1 protein-coding gene is annotated in these 1,969 nt (G+C 63.3%); it reads left to right on the plus strand.

Annotation, left to right across the window (positions count from 1 at the left end; genetic code table 11):
• The coding region (locus AC1DQR_RS40130) for an acyl-CoA carboxylase biotin carboxyl carrier protein subunit (protein ID WP_477135124.1) at positions 1-924 on the plus strand (924 nt) is incomplete at its 5' end.
• Between the last annotated feature and the right edge of the window lie 1,045 nt (positions 925-1,969).

The raw sequence follows: 1,969 nt of genomic DNA on the forward strand, positions 1-1,969 counted from the left end.
GGCAACGGCCCGGGCAACGGCCCGGCCGGCGTGCGCATCGACTCCGGCGTGCGCGAGGGCGACACCATCAGCCCGTACTACGACCCCATGATCGCCAAGCTCATCGTGTGGGGCCGCGACCGCGAGGAAGCGCTGGCGCGCATGGCGCAGGCGCTGGCCGAGTATCACGTGGTGGGCCTGTCGACCAATATCGCTTTCCTGCAGCGGCTGGTGACCTCGCAGGCGTTCCGCACGGCGGACCTCGACACCGGCCTGATCGAGCGCAACCAGACAGCACTGTTCCCGCCGCCCGCGAAGGTGGGCACCGAAGTCATCGCGCTGGCCGTAGCGGCGCTGGTGGATGCTGAAACCCGCGCGCGCCGCGTGGACCCGGCCGACGCGCATTCGCCCTGGCAGAACGCCGGCGCATGGCGCCTGAACGGAGACGCCACCAGCCAGTTCCGCCTGCGCACCGGCGAAGGCGAAACGCTGGCCAGCCTGCGCAGCGATGGCGGCAAGCAATGGCTGACGGTAGGCGAGCAGACCCTGCCCTTCCGCGCTGCCAGCCTGGCCGGCAGCCACGCACTCGACCTGGGCGAGCGTACGGTCAAGGGCAACACCCATATCGAAGGCGACGCCCTCTATGTGTTCAGCGGCAAGCAGCAAACCCGGCTGGAAGTCGTCGACCCGCTGGCCCATGCGGGCAGCGCCGATGCCGAGGGCGGCAAGCTGGTGGCGCCGATGCCGGGCCGCATCATCGCGGTGATGGTCAAGGCCGGCACGGTCATTGGCAAGGGCGATCCGCTGATCGTGATGGAAGCCATGAAAATGGAACACACCCTGACCGCGCCGGCCGACGGCGTGGTGCAGGAGGTGCTTTATGATATCGGCGACCAGGTGCAGGATGGGGCGCAGCTGGTCACGTTGGAAGATGTGGTGGTTTGAGGGAATGCGGGACTTTTGGGGGCGGGGGGGGCAGTTTGTAGCCCCGCTGACTGTAGCCCCGCTGACGCGGGGAGACACGTTTGGTGGGTGGGGTTTTCTTGCTTCTAGCTGCTGTCGCGGCTGTACGGTATTGGCCGTTTTGGAACGTGTGAGATGTCACTTCTCTTTACTCGTAAAGAGAAGTAACCAAGAGAAAGCGATCCTTGCAGGAGGCTGGCTTATTGGGGTTACGTAGCCCGGTGGTTTCGTCGTCAGGCCCTGGGTGCTAATGGCCTCGTGCCGTTACCGGTTTGAATGGCCACGATCCTGTCAATGACACCGGTTTCGTGGTGAGGCTGCTCGGTAGCAGCATCCCTGCTCATTCACGCATCTGCCGGTACCGGTTCGCAGCGCCACGATATATCACGCTATGATGGTTTCGTGGTGGGGTGGGCGCGGTGGAAGAATTCTTCGACCTATCAAGTCGGTGCCACCGCGCCCACGACGAAATCGGGACGCCTGCAACTTCGTGGCCGCCCGCACCGCGAGCGACAGACGGCTTGAAATTCGTGGTGGTGGCTACCGGTGGGGGCCACCACGAAACCCTGGGCATTAGCAAGGTCGTGGTGGTCTAAACTGGTAACGGCACGAGTCCATTAGCACCCGGGGCCGTACGACGAAACCATTGGGGCTCCCAATGACGCCACGCCAGCCTCCTGCAAGGATCGCTTTCTTTTGGTTACTTTTCTTTACGAGTAAAGAAAAGTGACATCTCACACGTTCTAAATCAGCCAACACCGTACAGCCGCGACAGCAGCTAGAAGCATCAAAACCCCGCCCACAAACGCCACCCCCGCGTCAGCGGCGAAATCGCCGGCACCAGCCTACCCCCGCCTCAAACCCTCTCATGCCGTTACCGGATCGAGTGACCACGATCCTGCGGATGGCGCTGGTTTCGTGGTGAGGCTGCTCGGTAGCGGCATCCCTGCTCATTCATCCATCTGCCGGTACCGGTGCAAAGTGTCACGATATGTCACGCCGTGATGGTTTCGTGGTGGGGTGGGCG

It is taken from the genome of Cupriavidus sp. 05L411, assembly GCF_056398045.1.